Raw genomic sequence first — 8191 nt, 5'->3', positions numbered from 1 at the left:
CGCCGTTGACCTCAATCTGGGGGTTCATCACATAGTGGACGGCAAACGACAGGCGGTCGGGAATGGCGCGGAAAAAGGTACGGATCGCCTCCCGGCCCTCATAGTGGCCAAAGCTGCCGCCGTCCCAGCTGGCGTCCTCGGTAAAGCAGCCGACAAACGCCTCTTCGTCCCGTTCATCGGCCCCCGCGCAGTAGCGGGCTTTGAGCTGTTTGATGGCTTCGATGTCTTCCAGGGTCTGGATGCGTTGGTCGAGTTCTTCGAGTTGCATGGCTGCTCCCTCCTTGCGCTGAGCCGAGCTTAGCCCTTGAGCCTGCTCGGGGTCAAGCCGAGCCCTGCGCTCCACCTTGACGCTCCCAGCGTTTCCTCTTACACTCCGGGCTGCAACGGGGGGTGGGGTAATGGAAAAAGGCGAACCGGGACGGGTGCTTGTGCTCCACGGCCCGAACCTCAATATGCTCGGGCTGCGCGAACCCGAAATTTATGGCTCGACGACTGCGCGAGTTGGGCCGCGAGTTAGGGCTTGAGGTTGACACTTTCCAGTCCAACCACCAAGGAGCCCTGGTTGACCGCATTCAGGCCGCGCGTGAGCGCTACGGGGCGCTTCTTATCAATGCCGGGGCGTACACGCATACCAGCGTGGCCATCCTGGACGCGCTGCTGTCGGTCAGTCTGCCGGTCGTTGAGGTCCATCTGTCAAACCTCTACACACGCGAGGAATTTCGTCACCACTCCTACATCGCCCGGGTTGCCGTCGGCCAGATCTGCGGCTTTGGAGCCGACAGCTACCTGTTAGGGCTGCGGGCGGCGGCCGGAATACTGCACAATGGAACTTGACGATATCAGAAAGCTCATCGACCTGATGGAAGAAAGGGGCCTGGCCGAGCTGGAACTCAAGAACCGGCTGGGCGAGGTCCGTCTCGTCCGTAATAGTGCCCGTCCGGTTCATGCGGCCGAGCCCGTGGCCTCGCCATCCACGGCTCCGGTAGAGGCTCCGGCCTCGAACCCCGTCAGCCCGGAACCGGTCGAGCCGGGTCTGGCTATTCGTTCGCCCATGGTCGGTACCTTCTACCGCGCCTCGAATCCCGACGCCGAACCCTACGTCGAGATTGGCAGCGTGGTTGAAAAGGGAGCGGTGGTGTGCATCATCGAAGCCATGAAGATGATGAACGAAATTCAGGCCGAACAGCGCGGACGGGTGACCAGGATCATGGTCGAAAACGCCGAGCCGGTCGAGTATGAGCAGCCGCTGTTTGTCCTGGAGCCGATCTAGGCCCGGAGCGGGCTGCCCTCGCACCCGTCCCGACCCGAAATGGAGTGCCCGTGTTCAGAAAAGTCTTGATTGCCAACCGGGGCGAGATTGCGGTTCGGATTATCCGGGCCTGTCGCTCGCTCGATATTGCGACCGTTGCCGTGTATTCGACGGTCGATAAGGACGCCTTGCACGTTCGTCTAGCCGACGAGAGCGTGTGTATCGGACCGCCCGCTCCGGCCAGCAGCTATCTCAATATCCCGGCGATTGTCAGCGCGGCGCTGTCCTTTGGCGCCGACGCGGTGCATCCGGGCTATGGCTTCCTGTCGGAAAATGCGGATTTTGCCGAAGCCTGTCAGCGTTCCGGGCTGGTGTTCATCGGCCCCCGGGTGCGCAACATCAAACTCATGGGGGATAAACCGCGCGCCCGTCGGATCATGGAGAAGGCCAAGGTCCCGGTCTTGCCCGGTACGACCGCTGCGGTTTCGGATGTCCGCGAACTCCAGGCGGTTGCCGCCCAGATCGGTTTTCCGGTCTTGCTTAAGGCGGCCGCCGGGGGTGGGGGGCGTGGCTTGCGCATTACGCACGACCCGCATGAGTTGGCGTCTCTGTTCGAGATTGCCCGCGATGAGGGGGAAAAAGCGTTCGGCAACGGCAGTCTGTATGTGGAGAAGTATTTGGAGCAGGCGCGGCATATCGAGTTCCAGATTCTGGGTGACCAGCACCGCAACGTCATCCATCTGGGTGAACGTGAGTGCTCTATCCAGCGTCGCTACCAGAAGCTGATTGAAGAGGCGCCGTCACCGGTCCTGACCAAGCGACAGCGGGACCGGATGGGAGCCGTGGCGGTCAAGGCGGCCCGGGCCGTCGGCTATACCAATGTCGGTACAATCGAGTTTTTGGTCGATGCCAGAGGCCGGTTCTATTTCATCGAGATGAATACCCGGGTCCAGGTCGAGCATCCGGTGACCGAGATGACCACCGGTATCGATATTGTCCAGGCCGGGATTCGCTCGGCCGCAGGCGAGCCGCTGGCCTGGAAGCAGCGAGATGTCACCGCCCGCGGTCACGCCATCGAGTGTCGGATCGTGGCCGAAGACCCGCGCAGCATGCTGCCCTCACCGGGCAGGATTCGTGGCTATGCCGCCCCGGGTGGGATCGGTATCCGGGTCGAATCGGGCGTGGCTGACAACTCCCTGGTGCCGATGCATTACGACTCGCTGGTGGCCAAGCTCATCGCCACCGGGACCAGCCGTGAGGAGGCGATCCGGCGTATGCGGACGGCGCTGGCCGAGTATCAGATCGGCGGGATCAAGACCAATATCCCCTTTCATCAGCAGATTCTACAGGACCCCGATTTCCTGGCCGGGAACATTCACACCAAGTACCTGGACGAGTTCCTGACCGCTCAGCACGACGCCGACCAAGACGTGAACCAAGACGTGAACCAAGACGCGAGCCCAGACGCGGTGATTCGGCAGGTCGCCTAGCATACGGGGAAGCGGACCATGGCTGACGAGGGATATGTGCGGCGCTGGACGAGGATGCTGGCGGCCGTCGGGGTCGGGCTGTGGGCCGGTCTGGCCCAGGCTCAGGACCCGGTCCTGAGTCCTACAGCCCAGCCCGCTCCGCAGGCGGTGGAGCCGAACACCGCGGACGACAGCCCTGTCCCAAGGGCCGCGCCACGGATTGTGTTCGAGCAGCCGGTGCACGACTTCGGCACGGTCGAGCAGGGCGCGAAGGTGACCCACCTGTTCCGCTTTCACAACCGGGGGGATAGATCTCTGCGGGTCGAGTCGCTCAAGACATCGTGCGGCTGTACTGCGGCCGTCATCTCAGACAGCCGCATTCCGCCCGGCGGACGGGGCACGATCAGCGCGACTTTTGATACCGCTCAGTTTCTGGGCGAGAAAAAGAAGACCGTTGTCGTGCATACCAACGACCCCCAGCGGCCGGCCACGACGCTGACCCTGCAGGGCGAAATCCGGGTTGAGGTGGCGGCCGCGCCACCCCAGCTGTACGTCGGCCGGCTGGCCTACGGCAAGGCAGTCAGCAGGCGGGTTGCGATCCTGGTCGACGCCGACTCGTCGGTCGAGATCACCCAGGTTGCCAACACCAACGCGGCGGTTAAGGTGCAGACCGAGCCGCTCGAACGGGACGGCCAACGTGGCAAGACCCTGATCGTCACCGTGGCCGAAGACGCCCCGCTGGGCCGTCTGAACGACCAGATCACCGTGACCACGACCAGCACCAAGCGTCCGTCTGTGGTCATCCCGGTCTTTGGCAGCGTTGAGGGTGAACTCGTTGTCCGGCCGCCCCAGGTCACTTTTGGTGTTGTGCAGCCGGGCGCAGGCACGACCCGCACCGTCACCATCACCAATCGGTCCAAGACGCCGGTCCGCATCAGTCGGGTCGCCAGCACGGCTGAGCGGGTGGCCGCCCGGCTGGCAACCGTCAACCCGGGGCTTGAGTATCGGCTGGTGATGACGGTCTCGGCCGACAGTCAACCGGGCCGCATCCAGGGCGACCTTCGGGTCTTTACCGATCACCCGCTGGAAAAAGTGCTCAGCATCCCGTTGTATGGGCGCGTGGCTGAGCCATCCCAGGCGCGGCGTTGAGACCGCCGCCCGCGTGTATCTCCACGACCATGGCTGCTGACCCGCTCGTTTCCGCTGAGTTGCACCCCTTGTTTGACGCCCAGGCCGAGGTGTCGGCCGATCTGCCCAGGCTGGGGCCCGGGCAGCGGCTGCGCATTGCCGGTCTCAAGGGTGCGGCGCGGGCCTTTTTTGTCGCCCGCTGCCTGCAACACCAGCCGCGCCCGACCCTGTGCGTGCTCGACTCGGACCAGGCTGCAGAAGCCTTTGCCGCAGACTTGGGGCTGTTTCTAGGCCAGCCCGAGCCAAACGGAGCGGACCGCCAGACACCGCTCACGCCCCACCTCTACCCCACCTGGGACGTGCCCGCCTTCGAGGGCCTGTCGCCCAGCGGCGATGTGGTCGCGGCGCAGCTGGAGGGCCTGTATTATCTGCTCTCGCTCAGCGCCCCGGTGATCGTCACCTGTGTTGAGGCGCTCAGCCAGCGGGTGATGCCCCAGGAAGAGTTCATGACCGCTACCCGACGGCTCGGCCGTGGCCAGGAGACGCCGCTCACCGAGGTCGCTGATAACCTGCTGGAGTGGGGCTATCGGCGGGTTCCGGTGGTTGAGGAAAAGGGCGAGCTGAGTGTCCGCGGTGGCCTGCTCGACGTGTTTCCGCCCCTGTCCGAGGCGCCTGTCCGGATTGAGTTCTTTGGCGATGTGGTAGAGTCCCTGCGGACCTTCGATCCGTCCTCGCAGCGCTCACGATCTTCGCTCGACGAGGCCATGCTGCTGCCGATGCGTTTTTTTTCGGTGGCGCGTTTGCAGGCTGCCAAACGGCCGATTGAAGCCGCGCTGGCGGCCGGCGAGCTACCCCACCGGGAACAGCAGCGCCTCATCGAGAATGTGAAAAGCGGACTGTTGTTCCCCGGCGTCGAAGCCTTTTTGCCGTGGGTGTATCCCGAACTGGAGAGCCTGTGGGACTATCTGCCGCGCAATACGCTGGTCTGGCTGGTCGATCCGCTGGCTCTTGAGGCCGGTCTGGAACAGGGCTGGGAGGCGCTCAGCCAGCGGGCCGAGGCGGCTCACCAGCACGGCCATTTTGCCGCCCAGCCCGAACAGCTGTATGTCCGACCCGATGGTCTGCGTGACCAGCTCGCCGCCAGCCCGGTGTGTGAGCTGCCCGGGCTTGAACACCTGGAGGCCGACCGGACGGTCAGTTCCTCGCTGCTGCGCAGCGTCCTGCCCAAGGCCGGCGCGGGTGGCTTGGCCAGCCTGGCAGAACGGCTGCGGCAGTGGCAGGAAGAGCGCGCCCGGGTGTTTCTGAGCGTGTCGAGCCGGGTCCAGGCCGCCCAGCTCCAGGAGTTGCTGCTCGGCCATGAGCTTGAGTCGGCAATCGTGCCGGCCGCCGAGTGGCATACACTCGCGCCCGAGCCCGGTCTGGCTATTCTGACCAGCCCCGTGTCACAGGGTTTTGTGCTGCCGGCCGACGGTCTGGTGTTTATCGCCGAGGAGGAGATCTTTGGCGAGCGCCGCCACCACCGCCGTGTCCGTCCGCGACCCGTTGCCGACTATCTGACCGGTCTGAGCCAGCTGCAAGCCGGCGATTACGTTGTCCATATCGACCACGGTATCGGCCGCTATCAGGGGCTGCGTCACCTGTCGGTGGCCGATACCGAGGGCGATTATCTGCAACTCGAGTACGCGGGTGGAGATCGGCTGTACCTGCCGGTTGAGCGGATCAATCTGGTCCAGAAGTACGCCGGGAGCGGTGAACGCAGCCCGGCCCTCGACCGATTGAGCACCCAGAAGTGGGAGCGGGTCAAGCGCAAAACCAGGGAAGCCATCCTGGCCATGGCGCGCGAGCTGCTGGAGATGCACGCGGTCCGGGAGGCCACCCAACGGCCCGTCCTGGCGGTTGATGGACCGGAGTACCGGGAGTTTGTGTCCGGCTTTCCGTTTGAAGAAACGCGCGGTCAGCAGCTGGCCATTGACGATGTCCTGGCCGATCTCAACAGCCCCAAGCCGATGGACCGGCTGGTGTGCGGCGATGTTGGCTACGGAAAAACCGAGGTCGCTCTGCGGGCCGCGTTTCTGAGCGTTCTGGGTGGGAAACAGGTGGCGGTGCTGGTGCCGACCACAGTCCTGGCCCAACAGCACGCTGAGACCTTTGCCCGCCGCTTTGCCGACTATCCGGTACGGGTCGAGGTGTTGAACCGTTTTCGTTCGGCCCAGGACGCCAGAGCCGTGGTGCGCGGCTTGGCCGACGGCCAGGTCGATATCGTCATCGGTACCCATCGGCTGTTGCAGCGAGACATTGTGTTCAAACGGCTGGGCCTGATCGTGATTGACGAAGAGCACCGCTTTGGGGTGGTGCACAAGGAAAAGATCAAGAAGCTGCGCCACCTGGTCGACGTGCTGACCCTGTCCGCCACGCCGATTCCCCGCACCCTCAACATGGGCCTGATCGGACTGCGCGACCTGAGTGTGATCGAGACGCCACCGGTCGACCGTCAGGCCATTCGGACCTATGTGACGCGCTTTGACGAGGATCTGATCCGGTCTGCCATCCTGCGCGAGCTGGAGCGGGGGGGACAGGTCTTTTTTGTCCATAACCGGGTGGAGACGATTGAGCGCATGGCCGACCAGCTGCGGGCGCTGGTACCCGAGGCCAGCCTGGCGGTTGGCCATGGCCAGATGGCCGAGCGCGACCTCGAAACGGTCATGCTCGACTTCCTGCACCACCGGACCAATGTGCTGCTGTGCTCTTCGATCATTGAGTCGGGTCTTGATATTCCGACCGCCAACACGATCATTATCAACCGGGCCGACCAGTTCGGGCTGGCCCAGCTGTACCAGCTACGCGGTCGGGTCGGCCGCGCCGCCCAACGCGCCTATGCCTACCTGCTGATTCCCGGCCAGCACCGGCTGACCAAGGACGCCAGCCGGCGTCTGGAGGTACTTGAGGAGCTGGACGATCTGGGCGGCGGCTTTCGCCTGGCCGCCCACGACCTGGAAATCCGGGGCGCCGGCAACCTGCTGGGTAAAGAACAGTCGGGCAATGTCACTGCGGTCGGCTTCGAGCTGTACGCCCAGATGTTGGAAGAAACCGTTACCGAACTCAGAGGCGGGCGGATCAAGGTCCGGATTGAACCCGAGATTCAGCTCGGTATTCCGGCCTACATCCCCGAAGCCTATATCCCGGACGTCAACCAACGTCTGGTGTTTTACAAGCGGCTGGCCAATGTCGAAGCCCGGGACGAGTTGGAGGAACTCGGTGAGGAGCTGGAAGACCGTTTCGGTCCGCTGCCCGAACTCGTCTTGTCGCTGATTGAGGTGATGGACCTGCGCCGGGTCTTGCGCGCCTGTCTGGTCACTGCCGTCTCAAAACGCGCCGAGTCGGTCACGATCCATTTTCACCCCGATTCGCCCATCAAGCCCGAGCGGCTGGTCGCCTTTATTGAGCACGACAAGCGGCCCGCACATCTGACGCCCGACCTGCGTCTCAGCCTGGGGCTCAAGCCGGGCGAGGATGCCATCCGGTCGGTCAAGACGCTCTTGCACGACCTGGGCGAGTCGTGTTAGCCCAAGGGCGTCTGCCACGCGCTCGACCTCGGGAGACAGATGACAATGAAGAGACTCGCTTTTGTGTTCGCCGTCCTGGCCACCGCAACGATAGGGCAGGCCGAAACCATCAACCGTATCGTGGCCACCGTTGACGGGCAGCCGGTCACGCTGCGGGAACTCGAGGCCTACAGTGGTCAGATGAACGACCGGGCGGCCATGATGTATCCTCAGGGGACGGCCGACATGAGCCAGCGCGACTTTCTGGACGCCCTGCTCATGAACAAAATGATCGAGAATGAGGTTGATACACAGGGACTGCGGGCCAAAGCCGTGGATATCGACAGCTATATCGAACGGATCAAGAACCAGGGCGGTCTGGACGACGAACAGCTGGAAGCGGCCCTGGCCGACCAGGGCATGAGCATGGAGCAGTACCGTAAGCAGATCGCTCAGGAAATTGAGCAGGCGCTGTTGATGAATAAGGAGGTCGGCTCTCGGGTCAGTGTTCCCGATGAGGCCGTCCAGCGCTATTACGAGGCTCACCGCGAGGACTACGCCACCCCTGACCAGGTTCGTATCCGGCATATTTTTCTGCCCCTGTCGCCCGGCGCCGGGGCGGACGAGGAGTTGAAAATGTCGACCCTGATGGAGACTCTGCACGGTCGGGTCATCCGCGGGGAGGATTTTGCGACCCTGGCCTCGACCTACTCCCTCGGACCCGGTGCGGACCAGGGCGGCGACCTGGGATTTTTCGAGCGCGGCCAGATGGACTCCGACATGGAACAGCTCGCCTTTTCGAT

General features: G+C 63.7%; 6 protein-coding genes and 1 pseudogene. 6 read left to right on the top strand and 1 reads right to left on the bottom strand.

Features of this window, described 5'->3' with window-relative positions; all coding sequences use genetic code 11:
- Positions 1 to 268 (bottom strand): nuclear transport factor 2 family protein (locus tag J4F42_19375; protein MCE2487679.1); only part of this gene is annotated, 268 nt, incomplete at its 3' end.
- 130 nt (positions 269 to 398) lie between these two features.
- On the opposite strand from J4F42_19375, the pseudogene aroQ reads away from it, so the two are divergent.
- The 6 genes and pseudogenes from aroQ to J4F42_19345 form a co-directional block, all read left to right on the top strand.
- Positions 399 to 834: pseudogene (gene aroQ / locus J4F42_19370) on the top strand (type II 3-dehydroquinate dehydratase).
- Positions 824 to 1270 carry an acetyl-CoA carboxylase biotin carboxyl carrier protein gene (gene accB / locus J4F42_19365; protein ID MCE2487678.1) on the top strand — a complete coding sequence of 149 codons (447 nt, stop codon included), beginning with the start codon at positions 824 to 826 and terminating at the stop codon, positions 1268 to 1270. Before aroQ ends, accB begins: the two are co-directional and overlap by 11 nt.
- Before the next feature lie 50 nt (positions 1271 to 1320).
- Positions 1321 to 2739 (top strand): acetyl-CoA carboxylase biotin carboxylase subunit, encoded by a 1419-nt coding sequence (gene accC / locus J4F42_19360; protein MCE2487677.1) that lies wholly within the window; start codon positions 1321 to 1323, stop codon positions 2737 to 2739.
- A gap of 18 nt (positions 2740 to 2757) precedes the next feature.
- Complete coding sequence (locus J4F42_19355) at positions 2758 to 3867, top strand: DUF1573 domain-containing protein (protein ID MCE2487676.1); 1110 nt, start codon at positions 2758 to 2760, stop codon at positions 3865 to 3867.
- A gap of 68 nt (positions 3868 to 3935) precedes the next feature.
- Entirely contained in the window at positions 3936 to 7409 is a 3474-nt protein-coding gene (mfd, locus tag J4F42_19350) for a transcription-repair coupling factor (GenBank protein MCE2487675.1), read from the top strand.
- A 45-nt stretch (positions 7410 to 7454) separates the two neighbouring features.
- Positions 7455 to 8191 (top strand): SurA N-terminal domain-containing protein (locus tag J4F42_19345; protein ID MCE2487674.1); only part of this gene is annotated, 737 nt, incomplete at its 3' end.

This window comes from Desulfurellaceae bacterium, from assembly GCA_021296095.1.
In the GTDB taxonomy this organism is placed as follows: domain Bacteria; phylum Desulfobacterota; class Binatia; order Bin18; family Bin18; genus JAAXHF01.
The sequence above is the reverse complement of the archived record's forward strand: the minus strand, read 5'-3'. Positions and strand labels throughout refer to the sequence as shown.

Coding starts and splice junctions, on each gene's coding strand:
- J4F42_19355 (MCE2487676.1), top strand. CDS start 2,758: ATGGCTGACGAGGGATATGTGCGGCGCTGGACGAGGATGCTGGCGGCC.
- accB (MCE2487678.1), top strand. CDS start 824: ATGGAACTTGACGATATCAGAAAGCTCATCGACCTGATGGAAGAAAGG.